Genomic DNA, 23,880 nt, shown 5'->3' with positions numbered 1-23,880 from the left:
CTTACTGGGCGGTGATGCCGCCATCGACCGTGAACTGCGAGCCCGTGATGTAGCGGCCCTCGTCGCTGGCCAGCAGCAGGAACACGCCGACGATTTCCTCTGGCGTAGCCAGGCGGCCAAGGGGCGTGAAGGCTTCGATGCGCGCGCGTGCGGTGCCGCCACCGGCATCGCGCTGGTCCAGCGCGCCCTGGACCATCGGCGTGTCGACGAAGCCGGGGTGGATGGAGTTGACCCGCACCGGCGGCTTGAGCGTGGCGCCGTGCAGGGCGGCGGAGCGCGTGAGCAGCGTGACGCCGCCCTTGGCCGCGCAGTAGGCGGCAACCTGCGCGCCGCCCACCTGGCCGTAGACCGAGGAAACATTGACGATGGAGCCACCCGCACCCATCAGCGGCAGCGCGGCGCGGCAGCCCAGGAATACGCCGGTCAGGTTGACGTCGAGCGTGCGCTGCCAGTCGGCCAGCGTGCAATCCGCCACCGAGCCGCGCAGCGCGATGCCAGCGTTGTTCACCTATACGTCCAGTTTGCCGTGCCGTTCGCGCACCGCGCCCATGGCGGCTTCCCAGTCCGCCTCGCTGGTGACATCCAGCGTTTGGTAATGCGCTTGCACGTCTTGCGCCCGCAGCGCTTGCGCCAGGATTGTCCCGGTGGCATCGTCGATGTCGGCGAGCACCACGCGCGCACCGGCTTGCGCCGCCGCGCGCGCAAACGCCGCGCCCAGGCCGGACGCGGCGCCGGTGACCATGACCACTTTGTCTTGCAGCCGCTGCATGTGAAGTCTTCCTCGAACGGTGGGTGTCAATGCAATCGATGTCGTCGATGTCGTCGATGTGGCAGGTGCCGGCGGCCGGGCAATGCTAGGGCCGCTCGCCGGCATGGCGCAGCATAAAGTGCCCCCAGTCCGGCTTGCGCGTCTTCCACCAATAGGCGGTGGCATGGCTCGACCAGTTGTTGATGACCCTGCCGCTGGCCGACTTGTACCAACTGCTGCACGAGCCCGCCCACGCGGTCTGGCCAATGGCCGCCTGCAACGCCTGGTTGAAGCGCGTCACCACCTCCGGGCGCACCTCCATGGAGGCGAAGCGCGCCGAGCGGCAGGCCTGGATGCACCGCAGGACATAGCGGGCCTGGCACTCGAGCATGAAAATGATGGAGTTGTGGCCCAGGTTGGTATTGGGGCCGTACAGCACGAACAGGTTGGGAAATCCCGGCGCCGTCATGCCGAGATACGCCTCGGGATCCTCGCGCCACTGATCGGCCAGGGTGCGGCCGTGGCGGCCGGTGATGCGGATCGGCGCGAGGAAGGAGCGGGCGTCGAAGCCGGTGGCGAAGACGATGGCGTCGGCCCGATGCCTGGCGCCGTCGGCCGTGACCACGGCGTCGGCTTCGACGCGCTCGATGCGGGCGGTCTCGACATGGACGTTCGGCCGCTTGAGCGCCTGGTAGAAATCGTCGGAGATCAGGATGCGCTTGCAGCCGATCGGGTAATCGGGTGTGAGCTTGGCGCGCAGCACCGGGTCGGGAATCATGTGCGCGAGGTAGCGGCGCGCCAGCGTTTCCAGTTCCCGGTTGCGGCCGCTGTCCCGCTGCATGCGCCCGAAGCGCAGTTCACGCTGCAGGTAGAGGTGCCAGCGATGCAGCCGGGCAGTCCACGGGTGCCGTTCGAAGCGCGCCTGTTGTCCGGGCGTATAGGCCTCGCCGTTGCGCGGCAGCACCCAGTTGGCGCTGCGCTGGAATACCGTCAGCATGCCCGCTTCCGGCGCGATGCGCGGGATGAACTGCAGCGCGCTGGCGCCATTGCCGATCACCGCGACCTGCTTGCCGCGCAGATCGGCGTCATGCCGCCAGCGCGCGGAGTGGAAGGCCGTGCCGGCAAAGTGATCCAGTCCTGCAATATCCGGTGTCAGCGGGCGGTTGAGCTGCCCGGTGCCGCTGACGAGGATGCGCGCGGCGATGATGTCGCCGTTGCTGGTGCGCACTCGCCACAGGCAGGCGGCTTGGTCGTAGCGCGCCTCGGTGACCTCCGTGCCGAAGCGGATATGCCCGAGCAGCCCGAAGCGCTCGGCGCAGTGCTGCAGGTAGCGATGGATCTCCGGCTGGGGCGAGTATGCGCTGGACCAGTCCGGCTTGGGCGCGAACGAGAAACTATAAAGATGGGAGGGGATGTCGCAGCCGCAGCCCGGGTAGGTGTTGTCCCGCCAGGTGCCGCCCACCGTGCCGGCCTTCTCCAGCACGACAAAGTCGTCGATGCCGGCTTGCTTGAGCTTGATGCCCATGCACATGCCGGCCACACCGGCGCCGATGATGACGATCTGGTCCGCGCCGGGCGTCGTTGACGCTTTCAATGGGCTGTCTCCGTCGTGCTTTTTCTGGGTAGTCGCGGCGCATGCGGCAACGCCTTGGCGCGCAATCGAGAGGCCACCATAGAGCCGATTGCGGATTCGGGCAAGGCACGGCGCAACATGCGTGCCGCCATGTGCCCCAATCTGAATCAGCCGGCGGCGGCGCACAGGCTTGGTGCGTGACGTTTGCGCACTATCGTGGTGCGATAGGTGGCCTGGCGGCCTCTGGAGGCTCGCCAGGCCGTGTGCACAGCCTTGTATACAAGCTTGTATGCCATGGCATACTAGTTGCAGAAGAGGTACCCGGGGTGCGTTGTTCCTTTATCCAACACGACAATCTGGGAGCTGCAATGAAAAGACGTGACATGCTGAAGCTGTCGGCGGTAGCCGCCGCGGCCTTGTTTGCAACGGCAGGCGTGAGCCCGCTGGCATTGGCGCAGTCCAAGGAGCCGATCAAGGTCGGTATCCTGCATTCGCTGTCCGGCACCATGGCCATTTCCGAGACTTCGCTCAAGGACGTGGCGCTGATGACCATCGACGAGATCAACAAGAGCGGCGGCGTGCTTGGCCGCAAGCTTGAGCCGGTCGTGGTCGATCCCGCTTCCAACTGGCCGCTGTTCGCCGAGAAGGCGCGCCAGCTGATCACCAAGGATAAGGTTGCCGTCACGTTCGGCTGCTGGACCTCGGTGTCGCGCAAGTCGGTGCTGCCCGTTTATGAAGAGCTGAACTCGCTGCTGTTCTATCCGGTGCAGTACGAAGGCGAGGAAATGTCCAAGAACGTCTTCTACACCGGCGCGGCGCCCAACCAGCAGGCCATTCCCGCGGTGGAATACCTGATGAGCAAGGAAGGCGGCGGCGCCAAGCGCTTCTTCCTGCTGGGCACCGACTACGTCTACCCGCGCACCACCAACAAGATCCTGCGCGCCTTCCTGAAGAGCAAGGGCGTGGCGGACAAGGATATCGAAGAGGTCTACACGCCGTTTGGCCACAGCGACTACCAGACCATCGTCGCCAACATCAAGAAGTTCTCGCAAGGCGGCAAGACCGCCGTGATCTCCACCATCAACGGCGACTCCAACGTGCCCTTCTACAAGGAACTGGGCAACGCAGGCCTGAAGGCCAAGGACGTGCCGGTGGTGGCGTTCTCGGTGGGCGAGGAAGAACTGCGCGGCATCGACACCAAGCCGCTGGTGGGCCACCTGGCCGCGTGGAACTACTTCATGTCGGTCAAGAACCCGGAAAACGAAGCCTTCAAGAAGCAATGGGCGGCGTGGGTCAAGGCGAACAACCTGCCGGGCGGCGACAAGCGCGTGACCAACGATCCGATGGAAGCCACCTACGTGGGCATCCATATGTGGGCGCAGGCCGTCAAGAAGGCCGGCACGACCGATCCCGACAAGGTGCGTGCCGCGATGTATGGCCAGACCTTCAAGGCGCCGGACGGCTTCACCCTGACCATGGGCGAGAACCATCACCTGTACAAGCCGGTGATGATCGGCGAGATCAAGGGCGATGGCCAGTTCACGGTGGTGTGGAAGACGCCCAAGGCCGTGCGCGCGCAGCCGTGGAGCCCGTTCATCGCGGGTAACGAAGGCAAGCCGGACAAGGTGATGTAAGCAGGGCTCCCGCCTGGCGCTCTCCTGCTCCCCCGCTTGGCCTCGCGGCTGGTGAGAGAGGGGAGGGCGCCAGGCAGTGCCTTTGCCTCTTCGCATGCTGTCCGCCGCTTCGGCGCGGTGGCGGCAAATCGTCACGCCGATCAAGGTGACGCGCGTGCTTCGCCGCGCGCGACTCGCAAACCTTATGCACCGACCCTTATCGTTCTCTCTCGCTTCACGGTTGCGCGCCATGCTGGCTGCACTGCTCCTGCTGGCTGCGTGCCCGCTGTGGGCCGCGCCGCTCACGCAGGCCGACCTGAAGCCGCTGGCCGAAGACGACTTCGACGCCAAGACCGCCGCGATCACCGCACTGACCAAGGCGCCGGTGGCGCAGGCCGGCCCCATCCTCAAGGCCTTGCAGGACGATACGCTGCAATATGCGCCCGGCGTCGGCATGGTGCGCCAGGACGGCGACAAGCTGGTGGACGCGATCAGCGGCACGCCGGTCACGGTCAAGCCCGATGCGCTCGAAGCGCTCACCCTGAACAACAGCCTGCGCGCGATGGTGGACAGTGCCGCCAGCAGCACGCTGCTGCAATCGCCCGATGCGGCGGTGCGCACGCAGGCAGTCAATACGCTGCTGGACCAGCCGGGCAGCGCATCGCGCCCGGTGGTGGAGGCCGCGCGCAAGGCCGAGGCTGACGCCGGCCTGCGCACCAAGCTCGATGTGATCTGGGCAAATATCGTGCTGGCCGATGGCAGCCGCGACGATCGCCTCGAAGCCATCCGCATCCTTGGCCGCGACAGCAATCCGCAGAGCCGCCAGAAGTTGCAGCCGCTGCTGGAAAAGGACGCCGCCGGCAATTTTCGCGAGCCCGACGCCGAACTGCGCGGCGCCGCGCAGCAGGCGCTCGACGCCCTGCGCGGCGACCAGCGCCGCGCCGAGCTGATCGGCAACCTCTTTGCCGGCCTGAGCCTGGGCAGCGTGCTGCTGCTCGCCGCGCTGGGGCTGGCCATCACTTACGGCCTGATCGGCGTCATCAATATGGCGCACGGCGAATTCCTGATGATCGGCGCGTACGCCACGTACATGGTGCAGGGCGTGTTCCGCGCGCACTTCGCCAGCGCGTTCGACTGGTACCTGCTGTTCGCGTTGCCCGCATCGTTCCTCGCCTCCGCCGTGGTTGGCTTCGTGCTGGAGCGGCTGGTGCTGCGCCATCTCTACGGCCGCCCGCTGGAAACGCTGCTGGCCACCTTCGGCGTGAGCCTGCTGCTGATGCAGGCGGTGCGCACGCTGTTTGGCGCGCAGAACGTGGAAGTGGCCAATCCATCCTGGATGAGCGGCGGCATCGAATGGCTGCCCGGCATGGTGCTGCCGTACAACCGCATGGTCATCATCGTGTTTGCGCTGGCGGTGGTGGCGGTGGCCTGGGCCGTGCTCAACCGCACCCGCCTTGGCCTGTTCGTGCGCGCCACCACGCAGAACCGCACCATGGCGGCTTGCGTGGGCGTGCGCACCTGGAAGGTGGATAGCTACGCCTTTGCCTTTGGCGCGGGCATCGCTGGCCTGGGCGGCTGCGCGCTGTCGCAGATCGGCAATGTCGGCCCTGACCTCGGGCAAGCCTACATCATCGACTCCTTCATGGTGGTGGTGCTGGGCGGCGTGGGGCAGCTCGCGGGCACCATCATTGGTGCTTTCGGGCTGGGCCTGATCAACAAGTTCATCGAGCCGTTCTATGGCGCGGTGCTGGCCAAGATCTTTGTCCTGGTGCTGATTGTGCTCTTCATCCAGAAGCGCCCGCAGGGACTGTTCGCGCTCAAAGGGCGCAGCGCGGAGGCATGATGAAGACTTCACTCTCGAATCCATCCACGGCGGGTTTCCGGCTGGCCGTGCCGGAGCGCCAGCCGCTGTTCTCCGGGCGCAGCTGGACCGCCTTGCTGGTGATCGCGCTGGTGGTGGGCATCGGCGTGCCGGTGTGCGCGCTGCTGGTGCCCGAAGGCCATCCCATGCATCTGTCGGCCTATGCGCTGACGCTGATCGGCAAGATCATGTGCTTCGCGCTGGCCGCGATCGCGCTGGACCTGGTATGGGGCTACTGCGGCATTCTCAGCCTCGGCCACGGCTTGTTCTTCGCGCTTGGCGGCTATGCCATGGGCATGTACCTGATGCGCAGCATTGGCCGCGAAGGCGTCTACAAGAGCGACCTGCCGGACTTCATGGTGTTCCTCGACTGGAAGGAGATGCCGTGGTTCTGGCACGGCACCGAGCATCTCGGTTACGCGATGCTGCTGGTGGTGCTGGTGCCGGGCGTGCTGGCGTGGCTGTTCGGCTTCTTCGCCTTCCGCTCGCGCATCAAGGGCGTGTACCTGTCCATCATCACGCAAGCCATGACATACGCCGCCATGCTGCTGTTCTTCCGTAACGAGACGGGCTTTGGCGGCAACAACGGCTTCACGGATTTCAAGCGCATCGCCGGCTTTGCCGTGGCCGCGCCGCAGACCCGTACCGCCTTGTTCGTGCTGACGTTCCTTGCCCTGCTGGCCGGCTTCATCGCCTGCCGCTACATCGTGACGTCCAAGCTCGGCCGGGTCGTGACCGCGATCCGCGATGCCGAGATGCGCGTGATGTTCTCGGGCTACAACCCGCTTGGCTACAAGCTGTTCGTGTGGACCTTTTCGGCCGTGCTGTGCGGCATCGCCGGCGCGCTCTACGTGCCGCAGGTGGGCATCATCAACCCGGGCGAGATGTCGCCGGCCAACTCCATCGAGATGGCGGTTTGGGTGGCCGTGGGCGGACGCGGCACGCTGATCGGCCCGATCATCGGCGCCTTTATCGTCAACGGCGCCAAGACCATGTTCACGGCCTACTTCGCGGAGTACTGGCTGTTCCTGCTGGGCGCGATGTTCGTGCTGGTGACGCTGTACATGCCGGATGGCGTGATCGGCCTGCTCAAGCGCGCGCGTGCCTTGCGCGCCAGCCCGCAGGCCACGCCGGGCAACGCGGCGAATGCGCCGGCGGCCGCCACCCGCAGCGGAGGGGAAGCATGAACGCAGCACTGGGAGCACAACAGGCCGAAAGCGGCGGCACCACGGGACTGGGCCGCGTCATGGAGCCGGGCGTCATCGACGTCTCGCACGGCCCCATCCTTTACCTGGAAGACGTGACCGTGCAGTTCGACGGTTTCCGCGCGCTGAACAAGCTTACGCTGTCGATCGACCACGGCGAGCTGCGCTGCGTGATCGGGCCCAATGGCGCGGGCAAGACCACCATGATGGACGTGATCACCGGCAAGACCGGGCCGCGCAACGCCAACGTGAGCGGGCGCGTGTTCCTCGGCCAGAGCATCGACCTGATGCGCATGACCGAGCCCAAGATCGCGCAGACCGGCATCGGCCGCAAGTTCCAGAAGCCTACCGTGTTCGAGCAGCACGAAGTGTGGGAGAACCTGGAGCTGGCGACGAAGGGCGACAAACGCTGGTTCACTGCATTGCGCGCGCGCCTGGGCGCCGAAGGGCATCGCCGCATCGAGGAAACGCTGGCGCTGACGGGGCTGGAGGACGAGGCTTATCGCTCGGCCGGCTTGCTGTCGCACGGGCAGAAGCAGCGGCTGGAAATCGGCATGCTGCTGATGCAGAAGCCGCAGTTGCTGCTGCTGGACGAGCCGGTGGCCGGCATGACCGATGAAGAAACCATGCAGCTGGCCAAGCTGCTCAACAGCCTGCGCGGCACCTGCTCGATGATGGTGGTGGAGCACGACATGGAGTTCGTCGCCGCACTGGCCGGCGATGAGGGCAAGGTGACGGTGCTGGCCGAGGGCAGCGTGCTGGCCGAAGGCACGCTCGACGCCGTCAAGCGCGAGGAGCGCGTGATCGAATCCTATCTCGGCCGCTAGGCGCAGGGCCGGATCGAAAAAAGGAACGAGACTATGTTGCAGGTCAATGCACTCAACCAGTTCTACGGCGGCAGCCACATCCTGCGCAACGTCACCTTCGAGGTGCCGCAAGGCAAGCTGACGACCTTGCTTGGCCGCAATGGCGTGGGCAAGAGCACCTTGCTCAAATGCCTGATGGGCGTGGTGCCGACCAAGAGCGGCAGTATCAGCTGGGCGGGGCAGGCGCTGGAGAAAAAGCCGCCGTATGAGCGCGTCGCATCGGGGCTGGCCTACGTGCCGCAAGGCCGCGAGATCTTCCCGCGCCTGACGGTGGAAGAGAACCTGCTGATCGGCGCGGCCAGCCTCAAGAGCCCGTCGGGCGTGCCGGACCGCATCTACCAGTTGTTTCCCGTGTTGCGCAGCATGCGCCAGCGCCGCGGCGGCGATCTCTCCGGAGGCCAGCAGCAACAGCTGGCGATCGGCCGCGCGTTGATGAGCGAGCCCGAACTGCTGATCCTGGACGAGCCGACCGAAGGCATCCAGCCCTCGATCATCCAGGACATCGGGCGCGCGCTGCGCCTGCTGGTGGACGAGTTCGGCATGACGGTGCTGCTGGTGGAGCAATATTACGAATTCGCCCGGCACCTGGCGGATCATTACGTGGTGATGAGCCGCGGCGAAGTGGTGGCAAGGGGCGAGGGCGCGAAGATGGAAGAGGAGGGCGTGCGGGAGCTCATCGCGGTGTGATGCGACACGCGGTGCCGCATGATCGTAGTGCTGGTGTGTTCCCCCTCTCCCGCTGTGCGGGAGAGGACGGACGCTTGCCGGCAGCCGATCGGGTGCCGTCCCGAATGTGGCCTCGAGTGCGGCCTCGGATGCCGCTTCGAATGCCGCCTCGAATACCACTTCCAGTGCCCCCGGCCGCGCGCTATGATGCCCGCATCCAGCGCACGATGCATTGCCGGCTGCCTCCGCCATTCCAACATTCATGCGTCATCCCGACTTTCCTTCGACCCTCGCCGTGCCACCCGCATGGGAGGCCAGCCTGCGCCTGCGCTTTGCCGCGCGCGCCGAGCGCAGCGCGCTGGTCGAGCGCCGGCACCAGGGGCCGTTGCTGGTGCAAAAGCCACTCTATCCCGAGGGCTCGATCTGCCACGTGGTGATCCTGCATCCGCCCGCGGGCGTGGCCGGCGGCGACAGCCTGGACATCGACGTGACGGTGGGCGCCGGCGCCCATGCGGTGCTGGCGACGCCTGGCGCCACCAAGTGGTACAAGTCGCTCGGCCGGGAGGCCGCGCAGCGCGTCACGCTGACGCTGGAAGCCGGCGCGCGGGTGGACTGGCTGCCGCAGGAGAACATCGTTTTCGATGACGCGCACGCGCGCCTTGCCACCACCGTGACGGTGGCGCCCGGTGCCAGCGCGATCGGCTGGGATGCGGTCGTGCTGGGCCGGCAGGCCAGCGGCGAGACCTGGAGCCGCGGCACGCTGGGCATGGAGACCCGGGTGCAGGGCGGCGGCAAGCGCGCGCTGTGGATCGAGAGCGCGCAGCTGGACGCGGCGTCTGCGCTGCGCCAGGCGGTGGCCGGGCTGGACGGGCTCAATGTCATGGGCACGCTGTGGGCGGTAGGTGACGGTGCCACGCAGGAACTCGCCGAGATGCTGGCCGAGCAGCTGCCGTATCGGCCGGACCTGCGCGCCGGCGTGACGCGGCTCGAGCAGGACGGCCAGTCGATGCTGCTGCTGCGCGTGCTGGGCGCGCAGATGGAAGCGGTCAGGCACTTGATGGTCACGGCGTGGAGCGCGCTGCGCGAACCGATCCACGGTGTGCCGGCCAGGCCCCTGAGGCTGTGGGCGACGTAGGTGCCGACGCAAGCATTGTTCATCGCACACCGCACGGACAACACAAAAAACAACGGGAATACCAAGATGGAACTCACTCCGCGAGAGAAGGACAAGCTGTTGATCTTCACCGCCGCGCTGCTGGCCGAGCGCCGCCGCGCGCGCGGGCTCAAGCTCAACTATCCCGAGGCGGTGGCCTTGATCACCGCCGCCATCATGGAAGGCGCACGCGACGGCCGCTCCGTGGCGGAGCTGATGCATGAGGGCACGACCGTGCTCTCGCGCGAGGACGTGATGGATGGCGTGGCCGAGATGATCCCGGATATTCAGGTGGAAGCGACTTTCCCCGACGGCACCAAGCTGGTCACCGTGCACCATCCCATCGTTTGAACAAGACACGAGGTCAAGACATGAACCACTCCAACCGCTCGCGCGCCGTGAGGCTCGCCACCGTGGGCGCTTCGCTGGCGCTCGCCAGCGCCGCCGCCGTCGCGCATCCGGGCCATGACGCCACCACCGTTGGCGCCAGCCTGTTTGCCGGCTTGCTGCATCCTTTTACTGGCATGGATCACTTGCTCGCCATGGTGGGCGTGGGTGTGTGGAGCGCGCTGGGTGCGCGCTCGCCGCGCGAAGCCTTGCGCATGCCCTTTGCCTTCGTGGCCTTGATGCTGGCTGGCGCGGTGCTCGGCCTCGCCGGCATGAGCCTGCCGCTGGTGGAGCCGATGATTGCCGCGTCGCTGCTGGTGATCGGCTTGCTGGTGGCACTGCGCGCCAAACTGCCGGCATGGGCGGGGATGGCCATCGTGGGCGGCTTCGCCGTCTTCCACGGCTATGCGCACGGATCCGAGTTGCCGGCCACGGCCGGCGCCTTGCCCGCGGTAGCGGCCTATGTGGGCGGCTTCAGCGTGGCCACGATGGTGCTGCACGCGGCCGGCATCGGCCTGGGCGGCGCGCTGCGCCGCCACGCGGGCTGGCTGGCACGGCTGGCCGGTGCGGGCGTGGCGCTGTATGGCGTCGGCCTGATGGTTGCCTGAGCGCACTGACCTCGACAAGGAACCCATCATGATCCCCGGTGAACTGATGCCCGCGCAGGGCGAGATCGAACTGAACGCCGGCCGTGCCACGGTCAGCGTGGCGGTGGCCAACACCGGCGACCGCCCGGTCCAGGTCGGCTCGCATTTCCATTTCTACGAGACCAACCCCGCGCTGGATTTTGACCGCGAGGCCGCGCGCGGCTTCCGCCTGAATATCGCCGCCGGCACTGCCGTGCGCTTCGAGCCGGGCCAGAGCCGCACGGTGGAGCTGGTGGCGCTTTCGGGCGCGCGCATCGTCTACGGCTTCAACGGCAAGATCATGGGAGCGCTGTGATGAGCGTGAAAATCTCCAGGCAGGCTTATGCCGAGATGTTCGGCCCCACCACCGGCGACCGCCTGCGGCTGGCCGACACCGGGCTCATCATCGAGGTGGAGAAGGACTTCACCGTCTACGGCGAGGAAGTGAAATTCGGCGGCGGCAAGGTGATCCGCGACGGCATGGGGCAGAGCCAGCGCATGGCCAAGGACTGCGTCGACACGGTTATCACCAATGCGCTGATCGTCGATCACTGGGGCATCGTCAAGGCCGACATCGGCCTCAAGGACGGGCGCATTGCCTCCATCGGCAAGGCCGGCAACCCGGACATCCAGCCGGGCGTGACGATCGTCGTCGGGCCGGGCACCGAGGTGATCGCGGGCGAGGGCATGATCGTCACCGCTGGCGGCATCGACAGCCACATCCACTTCATCTGCCCGCAACAGATCGAGGAGGCGCTGATGAGCGGTGTCACCACCATGATCGGTGGCGGCACCGGGCCGGCCACCGGCACCTTTGCCACCACCGTCACACCCGGCCCCTGGTTCATGGAGCGCATGCTGCAGGCGGTGGAGGCCTATCCGATGAATATCGGCCTGCTCGGCAAGGGCAACGCCAGCCTGCCGGGGCCGCTGATGGAGCAGGTCGAGGCCGGCGCCATCGGGCTCAAGCTGCACGAGGACTGGGGTACCACGCCCGCGGCCATCGATAACTGCCTGAGCGTGGCGGATGCCACCGACACGCAGGTGGCGATCCACACCGATACGCTCAACGAGGCTGGCTTCGTCGAAGCCACCGTGGCCGCGTTCAAGGGCCGCACCATCCATACGTATCACACCGAAGGCGCGGGCGGCGGCCATGCACCCGACATCATCAAGGTGTGCGGCGAGCCCAACGTGCTGCCGTCGTCGACCAACCCGACGCGGCCGTACACCATCAATACGCTCGACGAACACCTCGACATGCTGATGGTCTGCCACCACCTGGACCCGTCGATCGCCGAGGACATCGCTTTCGCCGAAAGCCGCATCCGGCGCGAGACCATTGCCGCCGAGGACATCCTGCACGACCTCGGCGCGTTCTCGATGATCTCCAGCGATTCGCAGGCCATGGGCCGGGTTGGCGAGGTCATCATCCGCACCTGGCAGACCGCGCACAAGATGGCCGCGCAGCGCGGCAAGCTGCCCGGCGACCCCAACGACGCGCGCGGCGGGCATGACAATTTCCGCGTCAAGCGCTACATCGCCAAGTACACGATCAACCCCGCGCTCACGCACGGCATCGCGCACGAGGTGGGCTCGGTAGAAGTCGGCAAGTGGGCCGACCTGGTGCTGTGGAAGCCGGCCTTCTTCGGCGTCAAACCGAGCCTGATCTTGAAGGGCGGGATGATCGCCGCGGCAGCGATGGGCGACCCCAACGCATCGATCCCCACGCCGCAGCCGGTGCACTACCGCCCGATGTTCGGCGCCGGCGGACGCGCCCTGCACAAGTCATCGCTGACCTTCGTTTCGCAAGCGGCGCTGGCCGCCGATGTGGGCGGGCGCTACGGCCTGAACAAGGTGCTGTCGGCGGTACAAGGCACGCGCACCGTGGGCAAGCGCGACATGGTGCACAATGACTGGCAGCCGAACGTCACGGTGGATCCCGAGACCTACCAGGTGGTGGCCGACGGCCAGTTGCTGATCTGCGAGCCGGCTACCGTACTGCCGATGGCGCAGCGTTATTTCCTCTTCTGAAGGGCCGCTTTGCAAAAGATCGACAAACATCTCGCCGCCCCGCACGGCATCGCCGCCGTGCTGGTGCGCCGCGCGCCCAAGCTGGTGCTGCCTTTTTCCGAGCGCAGCAAAAGCCGCCTGCGCGCCACCCTCGACAACGGCGAAGAAGTGGCGCTGTTCCTTGCGCGCGGCACCGTGCTGCGCGGCGGCGACCTGCTGGTCACCGAAGGCGGCGTCTTTGTCGAAGTGCAGGCCGCGCCGGAATCCGTGCTGCAAGTCGGCGCCAGCGATCCGCAGGCACTGATGCGCGCGGCCTACCACCTTGGCAATCGCCACACGCCGGTGGAAGTGGGCCGCGACTACCTGCGCCTGGAATTCGACCCGGTGCTCGCGGACATGCTGGCCCGCCTCGGCGTGCAGGCCGAACGCGCGGAACTGCCGTTCGAGCCGGAAGCCGGCGCCTACGGCGGCGGGCACAAGCATGGGCACGATGCGACGTTTGCCGAGGACTATGCCGCGGCGCAGGCCGTATTCCATGAACATCATGGGCACGATCACGATCATGGCCATGCGCACAGCCATGACCACGGCGATAAACATGGCCACGACCACGCGCCGCATGTGCACGACGAGAGCTGCGGGCACAAGCACTGAGGCTTTGTCCCACACGTATGAGCAAGCCACCGCGCACCCAAACTCCGATGCCTGAACACCCCTCTCCCGCTTGCGTGAGAGGGGAGGGGGAGGAGGGCGAGCGGGTGCCGAAGCCCCAGTTCGCCAAATTGCTCCGTGCCAGCCAGACCGATGCCGAGCAGCGACTCTGGTATCGCCTGCGCGCCTATCGCTTCATGGGCCTCAAGTTCAGGCGCCAGAAGCAGATCGGTCCTTTTATTGCCGACTTTGTGTGCATGGAATTGAAGCTGGTGATCGAGGCTGACGGCGGGCAACACGGCGATGCGTCCGATGGCGCGCGCGACGCGTGGTTCAAGCGCAGCGGCTATACGCTCCTGCGTTTCTGGAATAACGAAGTGCTGGCGCAAACGGATGCCGTGCTGGAAAGAGTGCGTGAGGTAGTTTTGGAGCTGGGGCATATGGATGCGCCCGCCCTCTCCCCCAGCCCCTCTCCCGCGAGCGGGAGAGGGGAGCAAACCGGCTGCGCATCGGAGCATGCTGGATCGATATCGTCGACTTCGCCAACGCACCCCTCTCCCGCTCGCGGGAGAGGGGTGGGGGGAGAGGGCGGGCGCTCGCCGAAGCCTGCGGCCTCCGAGCCCCCGGGCGACGCAAGTCAGCGCCTTATGCGCAAGCGCCCATGACCCAGCTCGCCCAACTCATCTCCCTGCTGCACCTCGCCTCGCCGGCGCTGCCGATCGGCGGCTTCAGCTATTCGCAAGGGCTGGAGGCTGCCATCGAGTGCGGCATGGTGCGCGATGCCGGCAGCGCGGAGCAGTGGGTGCGCAGCAACCTGCTGGACGTGCAGGCGCAGTGCGAAGCGCCCGTGTGGCTGCTGCTGTATCGCCATTGGCGCACGCTGGATGCAGCGCGGCTGGCCGAATGGAACGACTGGTTCCATGCCACGCGCGAAAGCGCCGAGTTGCGGCTGGAGACCGAGCAGATGGGCTGGTCGCTGGCGCGGCTGGTGGCGCAGATGGCGTGGGGCGATGCCGCACTGCGCGCGCAGTTGGCAGCGTTGTCGCCGGTGTGCCTGCCTACCGCCTTTGCCGCGGCTTGCGTGGCGCTGGACGTGAATGAGCGCGACGGCCTGGCGGCTTATTGCTTCAGCTGGGCGGAGAACCAGGTGTCGGCGGCGCTCAAGGCGGTGCCGCTGGGGCAGGTGGCCGGGCAGCACATCCTGCGCCGGCTGCATCCCGCGGTGCTTGAGACCGTCGATGAGGCCGTGCGGCGCGCCGCTGCCGAGCCACCGCAGCTGTCCACTTTTTCCCCGATGCTGGGGCTGCTGTCCGCGCGCCATGAGACGCAGTACTCGCGGCTGTTCCGTTCCTGAAGCGAACCACGGCAGCATTCAAACGATTCCCCAAGACAAGATGTCCACCATGACCCAGGCTCGTACCAAGAAGAATCCCCCGTTGCGCGTCGGCGTGGGCGGCCCCGTCGGTTCCGGCAAGACTACCTTGCTGGAGATGCTGTGCAAGGCCATGCGCGAGCGCTATGACCTGGTCGCCATCACCAACGATATCTACACCAAGGAAGACCAGCGCCTGCTGACCATCTCCGGCGCCTTGCCGGCGGAGCGCATCATGGGCGTGGAAACCGGCGGCTGCCCGCACACCGCGATCCGCGAGGATGCCTCGATCAACCTGGAAGCGGTCGAGCGCATGCTGGGCAAGTTTCCCGATGCCGACGTCGTCTTCATCGAGTCCGGCGGCGATAACCTGGCGGCCACCTTCAGCCCGGAGCTGTCGGACCTGACCATCTACGTGATCGACGTGGCCGGCGGCGAGAAGATCCCGCGCAAGGGCGGACCGGGCATCACCAAGTCTGATTTGCTGGTGATCAACAAGACCGACCTGGCCCCTTATGTTGGCGCCAACCTGAACGTGATGGAAAGCGATGCGCGCAAGATGCGTGGCGCGCGCCCGTTTGTGATGGGCAGCGTGAAGTCGGGGCAGGGGCTGGCTGAGGTGATCGCATTCATCGAGCGCCAGGGCATGCTGGGCGTGTAACGCCGGGCTGCCGCGACCGCGTCTTCAACGGCGGCGTGCGAGCACGCACAGGAAGCAGGGCGCGCGCGACAGCCACGCGCACGCATGCCGCCACGGCGCCGCGGGTTGTGGCATACTTGCCGCTCCATGACGTTCCAATCGCTCGCCCCTTCCTCGCTGTGCCGTACCACCGATACCGGTGGCGCTGCTGCATGCGTGGGTGCCGAGCTGCCGGTCGGGGTTGCCTCCACGTCCGGCGCGTCGTCGATTTCCTTCTCGTTCTCCATTATTCGAATTATCCGGGGTCGCTGAGCTGCGGCTTTGGCTGGTGCTTGGTGGCCCGTGGTCCCTCCCTTGCCGTGCACGGCCATAGGGGCTTGCACGCGACCAACCGATTCGATGGAGAACACCCGATGTCCGATCTTTCAGACCTGCGCGCGCACGCCCGCTATCCCTTGCTGACCGAAATCCAGAGCACCGCGCGACGCCTGCAAGGCAAGGTGCTGGAGACACCCGTGTGGCGCTGGCAGACCGGGGCGGCCCTGCAACTCGATGCCGGTACCGAGGTCTGGCTCAAGCTGGAACTGTTCCAGCTCACCGGCACCTTCAAGGTACGTGGCGCGCTCAACAGCATCGAGCACATGGATGCCTCTGCGCGGGCGCGCGGCGTGGTGGCGGCCAGCGCTGGCAACCATGCCATGGCGGTGGCCTACGCGGCCAAGGTGGCCGGCGTCGGCGCCAAGCTGGCCATGCCGGCCACCGCCAGCCCCGCGCGCGTGGCGGCCTGCCGCGAGGCAGGCGCCGAGGTGCTGTTGCTGCCGGACGTGCATGCCGCTTTTGACCACGCGCTGCAGCTGGTGGCCGACGAAGGCCGCACCATGGTGCACCCCTACGATGGCCCGCTGATCGCGCAGGGCACCGCGACGGTCGGGCTTGAGCTGATGCGCCAGGTGGCTGGGCTGGATGCGGTGGTGGTGCCGGTAGGCGGCGGCGGCCTGTGCGGCGGCATTGCCGCGGCGGTCAAGCAGATCAATCCGGCTTGCCGGGTCTATGGGGTCGAGCCGGACGGCGCCGATGCCATGAACCGCAGCTTCGAGGCCGGGCGGCCGCAAACGCTGGAGCGCGTCACGACGGTTGCCGACAGCCTGGGCGCGCCTTACGCGCTGGACTACAGCTACGGCGTGTGCCGCCAGTTTGTCGACGGCATGGTGCGCGTCTCAGACGAGGCGATACGCGCGGCCATGCGCATCCTCTATCGCGACATGAAGCTGGCCACGGAACCGGCTACCGCGGTGTCCACCGCGGCGCTGCTGGGGCCCCTGCGTCAGACACTGGCGGGCAAGAAGGTCGCGCTGATCGTGTGCGGGTCCAATCTCGACGCAGCGCGCTTTGCCGAACTGCTGGCAGTGGACGAGCCCGCCTGCGCTAGCTGAATCCGGCGCCGTCAGGCCTGCATGGCCCGGACGGCGATCGTGCGCGCCACCGATGCGATCACGTCCTGCTCTGCATCGGTCATCAAGGCCATATGGCGCACCGTGACACGCTGTGCCGGCGTGATGTTGAACTCGGCGCAGCGTTGTTCCAGCACGAGCGCGCCGCCGCGGCCGCCGCTGTCGGCCTCGCTGAAGTTGAGCATCTCGCTGGCGTCCACGCCCAGCGTGCCGGCCAGCGCGCAGATATTGATCAAGGAGACATTGCGCACGCCGCGCTCGATGCCGCTGAGGTAGGAGCGCGCCATGCCGCTTTCGAGAGCGAGCTTTTCCTGTGACCAGCCACGCTGTTTGCGCAGCTCGGCAAGGTGCAGCCCGAAGCGCTTGAGAGGATCGGCGACCATGGCTCTGTACGTGATTGAGAACGGATCGAGGCTAAGGGTTTGACCTCTTTGTAGCGACGCCTTATAGTAGTACGCACTATAGGTCACTGACCTGGCACTCGCCGCATGCCCTCGCATGTCCTCGCATGTAATCCCATGTATCCGGACGTCGCCGGACGTCGCCGGACGTCGCCGGACGTCGTTGCATGCCGGACGAAGCGCGGCGCCAATGCGTCGCCGGCAACCTGCGGATGATGCCCGCCGGCGAAGGGTAAAAGCTTGTCCAAATGTTACGAATGGGTTTCGCGGCCACAAGGAAAGAGGCGCCCCGCCTCGGCATCTTGTTAAAGCAGCGAAGCACCAGGCCAAAAAAGATCACGACCTCGACATAGAGGCACTCAAATCCCCGGGGAAGCGCGGCGCTGTATTTTTCCATTACGTGGAGAGTGAGTGCCATGCGTATTTTTTCGTTGTTCGACGCGCAGATGCGTGGCGAAATCCTGACAGGCGGAACCGCGTCGCAGTTGCGCGTGGGCCTGCAGGTGAGGGTGGTGCCGGAAGCCGCTGGCCTGGGCAGCAGCGGGGACTACGTCTTTTTGCGGCAAGGCGCGATGCAGTCCGGCATTGTCACCACGCGTGCCGAGTGGTGGGCTTGCCTGCACGGCACGATCAAGCTGACTCCGGTGGGTGGCGAGCCGGTGCTGGTGTCGGCGGGCGGCGTCTATGCGCTGCGCCAGGCCGAGCGCGTGCATCTGGCGGTGCTGCAGGACACGGTATTGATCCGTGCGATCCTGGACCCGAATGCCGTCGGGCTGGTGGGAGCGGGCGTGACCAGCAGCTACGATGCCTTTGCCGTGGGCCAGGCGGATTTCTGGCGGGCCGGTGGCGCACAGCGCGGTGCGGATGGCGTGCCGCGCGCCAATGCGGCTTTTGTCTCGCTGGCCGAGGGCGAGCCTGAATGGGCGCTGCGCCTGCGCGCGGGCGGGCTGAACTGGGCGGCCTGCCATGCGGGCACGCTATGCCTGCAGTGGCATTCGCCATGGCCGCACGTCGAGCGGCAGGTGGCGTACCTGCAGCCCGGCATGGTCTTCGCGCCGGATCCCGATGAGGCGTACCGGATCGACGCGCTGCATCCCGTGGCGAGCCTGCTGTGCTGCCTGCAGGCGCCGGCGCGCGTGGCCGGCGCTGGCGAGATGCAGGTGGTTTCCCTCCATTGACCGCCTGGCGCCATGGCCGCGCTGACGGGCTGCTCAGCGGCGCTGGTACTGCGTGGCGCCGAACAGGATTTCCCGTTCCTTGTCGCCGCTCAGCGGCTTGCGTTCCTGTGCCAGCACCGCGACACCGCGCTGCACGGCGGGCCGCTCGGCGATCTCAAGGAACCAGCGCTTCAGGTGCGGATAGTCGTCCAGCTCCACGCCCTGGTTCTGCCAGCTGCGCAGCCACGGGAAGGTCGCGATATCCGCCACGGAGTATTCGCTGCCAGCCAGCCAGGCATGTTCCGACAGTTGCTTGTCGATGACGCCGTACAAGCGCTTGGCCTCGTTGGTGTAGCGGTTGATGGCGTACTCGATCTGCTGTGGCGCATACATGCGGAAATGGTGCGCCTGGCCCAGCATCGGGCCGACGCCGCCCATCTGGAACATCAGCCATTGCAGCGCGTCGTACTTGCCGCGCACGTCCTCGGGCAGGAACTTGCCGGTCTTGCCGGCGAGGTAAAGCAGGATGGCGCCGGACTCGAACAGCGAGATGGGTTTGCCGTCCGGGCCATCGGGGTCGACGATGGCCGGGATCTTGTTGTTCGGGCTGATCTTGAGGAAGTCCTCGCCGAACTGGTCGCCGGCGCCAATATTGATGGGGTGGACCTTGTACGGGAGGCCGCACTCCTCGAGCATGATGTGGATTTTGTGGCCGTTGGGCGTGGGCCAGCTGTAGACGTCGATCATCGGGAAGGGCTCCTGGCTGCGATCGTGCAATCGGTGAATCGCCACATCAACCACTGGCGCGGCGAACCGCGCGATTTAAGCACAGAAGAAAAAAACGCGCAGACTGGCTGCGCGTTTTCCATGTTGCCAGCAGGGCCGGCGGTGAGACCGGTTGTGGCCGCTTGTGGCGGATTGCGGATCGTTGCGGCTTAGAAGCCGCGTGCCACCGGCATGCTGATGTCGTCCGGGCTCACGCCCATGTGCTTGGCCAGCTCCAGCTTGGCGATGGCGTTGCGGTGCACCTCGTCCGGGCCGTCGGCCAGGCGCAGGGTGCGCTGGTGCGCCCACCAGTTGGCCAGCGGGAATTCGTCAGAGACGCCAGCGGCGCCGTGCACCTGGATGGCCCAGTCGATCACCTTCAGCGCCATGTTGGGGGCGACGACCTTGATCATGGCGATCTCGGCCTTGGCCACCTTGTTGCCGGCGGTGTCCATCATGTAGGCGGCCTTGAGCGTCAGCAGGCGCGCCATTTCGATTTCGCAGCGGGCTTCGGCGATGCGCTCGCGCGTCACGCCCTGGGCGGCCACCGGCTTGCCGAATGCAACGCGCGACAGGGCGCGCTTGCACAGCAGTTCCAGCGCGCGCTCGGCCACGCCGATGCTGCGCATGCAGTGGTGGATGCGGCCCGGGCCGAGGCGGCCTTGGGCGATCTCGAAGCCGCGGCCTTCGCCCAGCAGGATGTTGGCTGCCGGCACGCGCACGTCCTTCAGCTCGATCTCCATGTGGCCGTGCGGCGCGTCGTCGTAGCCGAACACCGGCAGGAAGCGCTTGATGGTGATGCCCGCGGTATCGGCCGGCACCACGATCATCGATTGCTGTTCATGACGGCCCGCTTCCGGGTCGGTCTTGCCCATCACGATATAGACCTCGCAACGGGGATCGCCCGCGCCCGACGACCACCACTTGGTGCCGTTGATCACGTATTCGTCGCCATCGCGGCGGATGCTGCAGCAGATATTGGTGGCGTCCGACGAAGCCACGGCCGGCTCGGTCATCAGGAAGGCCGAGCGGATCTCGCCGCGCAGCAGCGGCTCCAGCCACCTGTCCTTGAGTTCTTCCGACGCGTAGCGCTCCAGCGTCTCCATGTTGCCGGTATCGGGCGCCGCGCAGTTGAAGACTTCGGCCGACCAGGGCACCCGGCCCATGATCTCGCACAGCGGTGCGTATTCCAGGTTGGACAGGCCTTCCGGGGCACGCTTGGAATGGGGCAGGAACAGGTTCCACAGGCCGGCTTCGCGCGCCAGCGGCTTGAGTTCCTCGATCACCTTGGTCGGGACCCAGGCGTTGCCGGCCTGGCGGTTGGCCTGGATCTCGGCGTAGAAGCGCTTCTCGTTCGGATAGATGTGCTTGTCGAAGAAGGCCAGCAGGCGAGCCTGCATTTCCTTGACCTTGGGGGTGTACTCGAATTGCATGTTGTCTCCTCCACCTCTGAATGAGGCCGGCATCGGTTGGGCCGCCGCGGGTTGCGGTGGGCCGTTTCCGGCACCGGCGGACGCGGTTTGCGCCGACTGGAGAGGACTGTACCGCAATCCAGGTAATTAGAAAAATGAATTTTCTGGATTTGCCAGTATCAATACCGTGCATTCCATGCCAGAATGCCCGTCATGCAGCTATCCCGCATCGACCTGAATCTCTTCGTGGTGTTCGACGCTATCTATAGCGAAGGCAGCATCACGGCCGCCGCCCGCCAGCTTAACCTGACCCAGCCCGCGGTCAGCCACGCGCTGGGGCGCATGCGCCTCTTGTTTGACGACCCGCTATTCGAGCGGCGGGGGCAGGGCATGGCACCCACGCCGCTGGCGCGCTCGCTGGCCGCCGAGGTGCGCACGGCCCTGCAGTCCTTTGCCCGCACCTTGCAGGACACGCCGCATTTCGATCCGGCGGCCACAGTGCGCCGCTTCACCATTGGCATGCGCGATGCGCTGGAGTCCACCCTGCTGCCGCCCCTGATGGCCCGCGTGACCGCGATGGCGCCGCAGGTGGAGATCGCGGCGATCCGCTTCGACCGGCGCGAGATGGAGTCGGAACTGCTGGCCGGCACGCTCGACGCGGCCATCGATATCTTGCTGCCGGTGTCGCCGGCCATCCATCACACGCCCTTCATGGCCGACCCGATGGTGGTGCTGGCCCGCCGCGACCATCCGCTGATGAAGAAGGAGCTGACGCTGGAGCGCTACCTGGCCGCCGAGCACGTGCATGTGTCGTCCCGCCGGCGCGGGGCCGGCCTGGAAGACCAGGCGCTGCACCGCATGGGCCTGACGCGCCGGGTGCGGTTGCGCTGCCAGCATTACGCCGCGGCCTGCCGGGTGGTGAGCTGCACCGACTTGCTGGCCACGCTGCCGCTGCGCTACGCGCGCATCGCCAACGAGCCATATGCCAACCGCTTGCTCTCGCTGCCCTTCAAGGTGCCTACGCTGGAACTGCACCTTTACTGGCATGCCGGCGGCGAGAATGATGGCGCCAATCGCTGGCTGCGCGAGCAACTGCTGGTGGTGATCAACTCGCTCGGCGGCGGTGTGGGCGAGGTGGCCCTGGACTGAGTGCGCCGAGCCTCGTCCCCTGCGCCTACCAGGATGCGCTATCGGCCTGGCGCTCGATGCGCACGGTGGCTGGCGGCAATGTGCTGTCGGCCTGCACCGCATAGGGCAGCGGCGGCCGGTATTGCGCCGGCACCGCCTGCCATAGCCGCTCGACCCACGCCCTGACCTCGGGGCTGGCCGGCGCCGACGCCGTGACACGCAGCGCCAGCTGCGCCCCGGCGGCGGGCTCGGCCCCCGACGGGGCGGATAGCAAGCGCTCCACCGCTAGCTGAGGTTCTTCCCGCAAGCTCATCGTCAACGTTCCCACCCTTTGCACGCGTGCGGCAGGCGCGGGTGCGCGTGCCGCATCGGCCTGCTGCGACGGGCTGGCGCGCAGTGCCAACCTGGGTGCATCGATGGTGGGCGCTGGCGCCGGTGGGGCGATGGGGGCGATCGGGGCTGGCGGCGCAATGGCAGCCATCGGCGCGATCGGCGCCATGGGTGCCGGGGCAGGTACCGCAGGCGCTGCCGCTGCGGCGGGAGGCGCTCCGGCAGAGAGTGAGCCGGTCGCGCCCGCTGCGCTATCCCTGGATGCAGGTGCACGCTGTTCCGCTAGCCGGTCCGGCTCGCGAGGCGCGGCCTTGGCCTGTGCCTCGGCGGGCGGGCGGGCCGGTGCAGGCGCAGGCTGTGCGGCATGAGCGGCTTGAGTGTCGGGCGGAGGCACTGGCGCATCCGCGCGCGGCGATGCCTGCTGTCCCGCGGATTCCGCTTGCGGAGCTGGAGCCGGGGCCGGAGCCGCTGGCTGCACCGCCGCTTGTGCAACCGGCTTGGCGGGTTCCGCCTGCTTTGCCGTCTTGTTTGCTGCCGTGTCCGCCACGGGGGCCGGGGCTTGGGCGGGTAACGTGATTTCGCCGTGGCGCAGGTCAAGCTGGCGCATGACGATCTGCAGCGACAAGACGCCCACGCCAAGGGTGGCGGCGAGCGCGCCCAGCGCGGGCCACCAGCGCCGTGCGGGGCGGGCACGGGGCGGCTTGCCAGTTGGCTCTGCGCCGGCGGCCGGTTGTGCGGGCAGCGCCTGCTCGCGCAGCCACGCCTGCGCTGCCTCGCTGACTGGCGCGCCTAGCACGCTTTGCGGCACGTCGCCGCGCCGGATTTCCTCCAGCACGGCATTGCGGCGCGTGGCCTGCGCCGCTTGCATCCGCGCGGCTTGCGCCATGACCGCTGCCTGCAATCCCGCCGGCGGCGTGAAATCCAGTTCGTCATCGTCGGCGGGCGCCTCGGCTTGTTCGGCGTAGGCCCGGACCTTGGCCGGCAGCGAGGCTGGCGGTAGCGGCGCTGGCGCGTTGCGCGCCGCCTGCTCCGCACGCGCCGCAGCCATCACCGAGGCCTCCAGCGAGGCGGGCGGTATAAAGGCGGGTAACTCGCGCAGCAATGCCGCGAGCCGGTCCTCGCCGGCGATGAAGCGTTCGTCCGCGCTCATGGCAGCCGCTCCTGCGATGGCGTGGCCACCAGGTTCTCGCGCAGCCGTGCAAAGGCGTAGCGCAGCCGGCTCTTGATGGTCTCGAACTTCTCGCCCAGCGTCAGGGCGATGTCCTCCACGCTCATCTCGCTGAAGAAGCGCAGCACGATCACCTCGCGCTGCGCCGCCGGCAGCGCCAGCAGCGCTTGCCGCACGCCCTGCAGGTTCTGGCGCAACTGCGCCTCGGCCTCGGGGCTGAGGTCGTCGGCAGGCATGGCGAGATGCGTCTCGTCGAGCGTGTCGCGCTGGCGCTCGTAGGCGCCGCGCAACTGGTCCAGCCAGGTATTGCGTGCGATCTGGAACAGGAAGGTGCGCAGGGCCGCGCTGGGCTGGTAGTCCGCGCAGCGGGTCATCAGCTTGACCCAGGTCTTCTGGGTCACGTCCTCGGCCTCGCTGGTGTTGCCCTGGCAAAGCCAGGCCACGTAGTTGTACAGCGCCGCGTTGTGGCGGCGGAACAGCTCGGCCACCGGCTGCTCGATCAGGCCGTTGGCGACCAGCAGCATCAGGTCGGTATCCGGCAGCGCGGACAGTCCGGCAGAGGATGGGGAGGGCGGGGCGCCAGGTGAGGGGGCATGCATGCGCGGGAGTATATGACAGCCCCGCGCGCCGCTGCGAGGGGCTGTCGGTGCCGGGTGCCTGCGCGCGGGCAACCCGGCGGATGGTGGGCGAGGCG

General features: G+C 67.2%; 23 protein-coding genes and 1 pseudogene. 17 read left to right on the top strand and 7 right to left on the bottom strand.

Annotated elements, in window-relative coordinates; translation table 11 throughout:
* Window position 1: 1 nt before the first annotated feature.
* A pseudogene (locus AC1RQK_RS04730) lies at window positions 2-742 on the bottom strand (SDR family oxidoreductase).
* Window positions 743-854: 112 nt separating this feature from the next.
* Window positions 855-2,342 carry a flavin-containing monooxygenase gene (locus AC1RQK_RS04725; RefSeq protein WP_492807843.1) on the bottom strand — a complete coding sequence of 496 codons (1,488 nt, stop codon included), beginning with the start codon at window positions 2,340-2,342 and terminating at the stop codon, window positions 855-857.
* A gap of 347 nt (window positions 2,343-2,689) precedes the next feature.
* On the opposite strand from AC1RQK_RS04725, the gene urtA reads away from it, so the two are divergent.
* From urtA to AC1RQK_RS04650, 15 genes are all read left to right on the top strand, one after another.
* A complete protein-coding gene (gene urtA, locus AC1RQK_RS04720) occupies window positions 2,690-3,955 on the top strand; it encodes an urea ABC transporter substrate-binding protein (RefSeq protein ID WP_150983768.1) in 1,266 nt (421 codons plus the stop codon).
* Window positions 3,956-4,139: 184 nt separating this feature from the next.
* Window positions 4,140-5,777: an urea ABC transporter permease subunit UrtB gene (gene urtB, locus AC1RQK_RS04715; RefSeq protein WP_492376154.1), complete on the top strand. Its 1,638-nt coding sequence runs from the start codon at window positions 4,140-4,142 to the stop codon at window positions 5,775-5,777.
* On the top strand, window positions 5,777-6,982 hold the full coding sequence (urtC, locus tag AC1RQK_RS04710) for an urea ABC transporter permease subunit UrtC (protein WP_492376163.1): 1,206 nt from the start codon (window positions 5,777-5,779) through the stop codon (window positions 6,980-6,982). Before urtB ends, urtC begins: the two co-directional genes overlap by 1 nt.
* On the top strand, window positions 6,979-7,827 hold the full coding sequence (gene urtD, locus AC1RQK_RS04705) for an urea ABC transporter ATP-binding protein UrtD (protein ID WP_492807840.1): 849 nt from the start codon (window positions 6,979-6,981) through the stop codon (window positions 7,825-7,827). Before urtC ends, urtD begins: the two co-directional genes overlap by 4 nt.
* Window positions 7,828-7,860: 33 nt before the next feature.
* Window positions 7,861-8,553 (top strand): urea ABC transporter ATP-binding subunit UrtE, encoded by a 693-nt coding sequence (gene urtE, locus AC1RQK_RS04700; protein ID WP_006156811.1) that lies wholly within the window; start codon window positions 7,861-7,863, stop codon window positions 8,551-8,553.
* 241 nt (window positions 8,554-8,794) lie between these two features.
* Window positions 8,795-9,667, top strand: coding sequence for an urease accessory protein UreD (locus AC1RQK_RS04695; protein ID WP_492376156.1), 873 nt, complete (start codon window positions 8,795-8,797; stop codon window positions 9,665-9,667).
* A 66-nt stretch (window positions 9,668-9,733) separates the two neighbouring features.
* Window positions 9,734-10,036 (top strand): urease subunit gamma, encoded by a 303-nt coding sequence (locus tag AC1RQK_RS04690; RefSeq protein ID WP_043351444.1) that lies wholly within the window; start codon window positions 9,734-9,736, stop codon window positions 10,034-10,036.
* 20 nt (window positions 10,037-10,056) lie between these two features.
* On the top strand, window positions 10,057-10,680 hold the full coding sequence (locus AC1RQK_RS04685) for a HupE/UreJ family protein (RefSeq protein ID WP_309403902.1): 624 nt from the start codon (window positions 10,057-10,059) through the stop codon (window positions 10,678-10,680).
* A 28-nt stretch (window positions 10,681-10,708) separates the two neighbouring features.
* Window positions 10,709-11,014, top strand: coding sequence for an urease subunit beta (locus AC1RQK_RS04680; RefSeq protein WP_492376158.1), 306 nt, complete (start codon window positions 10,709-10,711; stop codon window positions 11,012-11,014).
* Window positions 11,014-12,732 (top strand): urease subunit alpha, encoded by a 1,719-nt coding sequence (gene ureC / locus AC1RQK_RS04675; protein WP_492807838.1) that lies wholly within the window; start codon window positions 11,014-11,016, stop codon window positions 12,730-12,732. The genes AC1RQK_RS04680 and ureC overlap by 1 nt, the downstream gene beginning before the upstream one ends.
* A gap of 9 nt (window positions 12,733-12,741) precedes the next feature.
* Window positions 12,742-13,365, top strand: coding sequence for an urease accessory protein UreE (ureE, locus tag AC1RQK_RS04670; protein ID WP_492807837.1), 624 nt, complete (start codon window positions 12,742-12,744; stop codon window positions 13,363-13,365).
* A gap of 104 nt (window positions 13,366-13,469) precedes the next feature.
* Entirely contained in the window at window positions 13,470-14,027 is a 558-nt protein-coding gene (locus tag AC1RQK_RS04665; RefSeq protein ID WP_492807836.1) for an endonuclease domain-containing protein, read from the top strand.
* The gene (locus AC1RQK_RS04660; protein WP_492376718.1) at window positions 14,024-14,716 is read left to right on the top strand and encodes an urease accessory protein UreF; all 693 of its coding nucleotides are present in this window, start codon (window positions 14,024-14,026) and stop codon (window positions 14,714-14,716) included. The genes AC1RQK_RS04665 and AC1RQK_RS04660 overlap by 4 nt, the downstream gene beginning before the upstream one ends.
* Before the next feature lie 49 nt (window positions 14,717-14,765).
* A complete protein-coding gene (gene ureG, locus AC1RQK_RS04655; RefSeq protein ID WP_492807834.1) occupies window positions 14,766-15,395 on the top strand; it encodes an urease accessory protein UreG in 630 nt (209 codons plus the stop codon).
* Between the two features lie 392 nt (window positions 15,396-15,787).
* Window positions 15,788-16,807, top strand: a complete 1,020-nt coding sequence (locus tag AC1RQK_RS04650) for a threonine ammonia-lyase (protein ID WP_492807832.1) — start codon at window positions 15,788-15,790, stop codon at window positions 16,805-16,807.
* Between the two features lie 11 nt (window positions 16,808-16,818).
* Here the strand turns inward: AC1RQK_RS04650 and AC1RQK_RS04645 are convergent, their stop codons facing one another.
* Window positions 16,819-17,208 carry a helix-turn-helix domain-containing protein gene (locus AC1RQK_RS04645; protein ID WP_441633525.1) on the bottom strand — a complete coding sequence of 130 codons (390 nt, stop codon included), beginning with the start codon at window positions 17,206-17,208 and terminating at the stop codon, window positions 16,819-16,821.
* 434 nt (window positions 17,209-17,642) lie between these two features.
* On the opposite strand from AC1RQK_RS04645, the gene AC1RQK_RS04640 reads away from it, so the two are divergent.
* Window positions 17,643-18,404 carry a hypothetical protein gene (locus AC1RQK_RS04640; RefSeq protein ID WP_492807830.1) on the top strand — a complete coding sequence of 254 codons (762 nt, stop codon included), beginning with the start codon at window positions 17,643-17,645 and terminating at the stop codon, window positions 18,402-18,404.
* Window positions 18,405-18,437: 33 nt separating this feature from the next.
* Here AC1RQK_RS04640 and AC1RQK_RS04635 read toward each other — a convergent pair whose 3' ends face one another.
* Together AC1RQK_RS04635 and AC1RQK_RS04630 are read right to left on the bottom strand one after the other, a co-directional pair.
* Complete coding sequence (locus AC1RQK_RS04635; RefSeq protein ID WP_492807829.1) at window positions 18,438-19,130, bottom strand: glutathione binding-like protein; 693 nt, start codon at window positions 19,128-19,130, stop codon at window positions 18,438-18,440.
* A 188-nt stretch (window positions 19,131-19,318) separates the two neighbouring features.
* Window positions 19,319-20,581, bottom strand: coding sequence for an acyl-CoA dehydrogenase family protein (locus AC1RQK_RS04630; protein WP_492376724.1), 1,263 nt, complete (start codon window positions 20,579-20,581; stop codon window positions 19,319-19,321).
* A gap of 192 nt (window positions 20,582-20,773) precedes the next feature.
* Here AC1RQK_RS04630 and AC1RQK_RS04625 point away from each other — a divergent pair, with 192 nt between their 5' ends.
* Window positions 20,774-21,709 carry a LysR family transcriptional regulator gene (locus tag AC1RQK_RS04625; RefSeq protein WP_492376725.1) on the top strand — a complete coding sequence of 312 codons (936 nt, stop codon included), beginning with the start codon at window positions 20,774-20,776 and terminating at the stop codon, window positions 21,707-21,709.
* Between the two features lie 25 nt (window positions 21,710-21,734).
* Here AC1RQK_RS04625 and AC1RQK_RS04620 read toward each other — a convergent pair whose 3' ends face one another.
* Both AC1RQK_RS04620 and AC1RQK_RS04615 read right to left on the bottom strand, forming a co-directional pair.
* On the bottom strand, window positions 21,735-23,168 hold the full coding sequence (locus AC1RQK_RS04620) for a hypothetical protein (RefSeq protein ID WP_492387122.1): 1,434 nt from the start codon (window positions 23,166-23,168) through the stop codon (window positions 21,735-21,737).
* Complete coding sequence (locus tag AC1RQK_RS04615; protein WP_492376483.1) at window positions 23,165-23,785, bottom strand: RNA polymerase sigma factor; 621 nt, start codon at window positions 23,783-23,785, stop codon at window positions 23,165-23,167. The genes AC1RQK_RS04620 and AC1RQK_RS04615 overlap by 4 nt, the downstream gene beginning before the upstream one ends.
* Window positions 23,786-23,880 lie beyond the last annotated feature (95 nt).

The sequence above is a fragment of the Cupriavidus sp. GW822-FHT02D05 genome (assembly GCF_058802485.1).
Note: the sequence above shows the minus strand (reverse complement) of the source record. Positions and strands in the feature narration are given on the sequence as shown.

Bases quoted from the DNA above. Each gene is read 5' to 3' on its own strand.
- AC1RQK_RS04635 (WP_492807829.1), bottom strand. From the start codon at position 19,130: ATGATCGACGTCTACAGCTGGCCCACGCCCAACGGCCACAAAATCCAC.
- AC1RQK_RS04630 (WP_492376724.1), bottom strand. From the start codon at position 20,581: ATGCAATTCGAGTACACCCCCAAGGTCAAGGAAATGCAGGCTCGCCTG.
- AC1RQK_RS04695 (WP_492376156.1), top strand. From the start codon at position 8,795: ATGCGTCATCCCGACTTTCCTTCGACCCTCGCCGTGCCACCCGCATGG.
- AC1RQK_RS04615 (WP_492376483.1), bottom strand. From the start codon at position 23,785: ATGCATGCCCCCTCACCTGGCGCCCCGCCCTCCCCATCCTCTGCCGGA.
- urtE (WP_006156811.1), top strand. From the start codon at position 7,861: ATGTTGCAGGTCAATGCACTCAACCAGTTCTACGGCGGCAGCCACATC.
- AC1RQK_RS04620 (WP_492387122.1), bottom strand. From the start codon at position 23,168: ATGAGCGCGGACGAACGCTTCATCGCCGGCGAGGACCGGCTCGCGGCA.
- AC1RQK_RS04660 (WP_492376718.1), top strand. From the start codon at position 14,024: ATGACCCAGCTCGCCCAACTCATCTCCCTGCTGCACCTCGCCTCGCCG.
- ureG (WP_492807834.1), top strand. From the start codon at position 14,766: ATGACCCAGGCTCGTACCAAGAAGAATCCCCCGTTGCGCGTCGGCGTG.
- AC1RQK_RS04680 (WP_492376158.1), top strand. From the start codon at position 10,709: ATGATCCCCGGTGAACTGATGCCCGCGCAGGGCGAGATCGAACTGAAC.
- ureC (WP_492807838.1), top strand. From the start codon at position 11,014: ATGAGCGTGAAAATCTCCAGGCAGGCTTATGCCGAGATGTTCGGCCCC.
- AC1RQK_RS04645 (WP_441633525.1), bottom strand. From the start codon at position 17,208: ATGGTCGCCGATCCTCTCAAGCGCTTCGGGCTGCACCTTGCCGAGCTG.
- urtB (WP_492376154.1), top strand. From the start codon at position 4,140: ATGCACCGACCCTTATCGTTCTCTCTCGCTTCACGGTTGCGCGCCATG.
- urtD (WP_492807840.1), top strand. From the start codon at position 6,979: ATGAACGCAGCACTGGGAGCACAACAGGCCGAAAGCGGCGGCACCACG.
- AC1RQK_RS04690 (WP_043351444.1), top strand. From the start codon at position 9,734: ATGGAACTCACTCCGCGAGAGAAGGACAAGCTGTTGATCTTCACCGCC.
- AC1RQK_RS04650 (WP_492807832.1), top strand. From the start codon at position 15,788: ATGTCCGATCTTTCAGACCTGCGCGCGCACGCCCGCTATCCCTTGCTG.
- urtA (WP_150983768.1), top strand. From the start codon at position 2,690: ATGAAAAGACGTGACATGCTGAAGCTGTCGGCGGTAGCCGCCGCGGCC.
- AC1RQK_RS04685 (WP_309403902.1), top strand. From the start codon at position 10,057: ATGAACCACTCCAACCGCTCGCGCGCCGTGAGGCTCGCCACCGTGGGC.
- AC1RQK_RS04640 (WP_492807830.1), top strand. From the start codon at position 17,643: ATGCGTATTTTTTCGTTGTTCGACGCGCAGATGCGTGGCGAAATCCTG.
- AC1RQK_RS04625 (WP_492376725.1), top strand. From the start codon at position 20,774: ATGCAGCTATCCCGCATCGACCTGAATCTCTTCGTGGTGTTCGACGCT.
- urtC (WP_492376163.1), top strand. From the start codon at position 5,777: ATGAAGACTTCACTCTCGAATCCATCCACGGCGGGTTTCCGGCTGGCC.